Source organism: Staphylococcus sp. EG-SA-2, assembly GCF_017152085.1.
This window is the reverse complement of the sequence record NZ_JACYHC010000274.1, coordinates 1-443: the sequence shown is the minus strand read 5'-3', so window position 1 is coordinate 443 and position 443 is coordinate 1. Positions and strand designations below refer to the sequence as shown.

At 34.8% G+C, this 443-nt stretch carries 1 protein-coding gene; it reads right to left on the bottom strand.

Annotated elements, in window-relative coordinates:
• Window positions 1–408, bottom strand: a 408-nt coding sequence (mhqR, locus tag IDG60_RS02665) for a MarR family transcriptional regulator MhqR (RefSeq protein ID WP_206160471.1), incomplete at its 3' end; no start/stop codon positions are given.
• Between the last annotated feature and the right edge of the window lie 35 nt (window positions 409–443).

Below are 443 nucleotides of genomic sequence, written 5' to 3'. Positions count from 1 at the left end.
TTTCTTAAACGCTTGTTGTAAGATTGTTAATTCATCCTTTGTTAACACATCAAACGCTTTTGTTAATGTCTCAGCATGCTTAGGGAAAATATCTGCCATTTGACTTTGACCTTTTTCAGTTAAACAAGCCATATATACACGTTTATCATCTTTATCCTTTTCACGTGTAATCCAACCTTTGTCCTCTAATTGACTTACAACATATGAAATGCTGCTACTTGCAATTAATACGCGGTCTCTAATACGTTGAATTGGTTGCGGACCTTTATTATAAAGCAACTCGAGCACTGCAAATTCAGTAATATTTAAGCCATATCGCTTTACGTCTTCTTTTGTAATTTGCTCTAATGTGTCTAACGCCCTATTCATTCCGACAAAGACATTGAGCGATTGTTTCGTTCGATCCATATCATCACCAACTTTTTAATTTATTTCGATTTCGA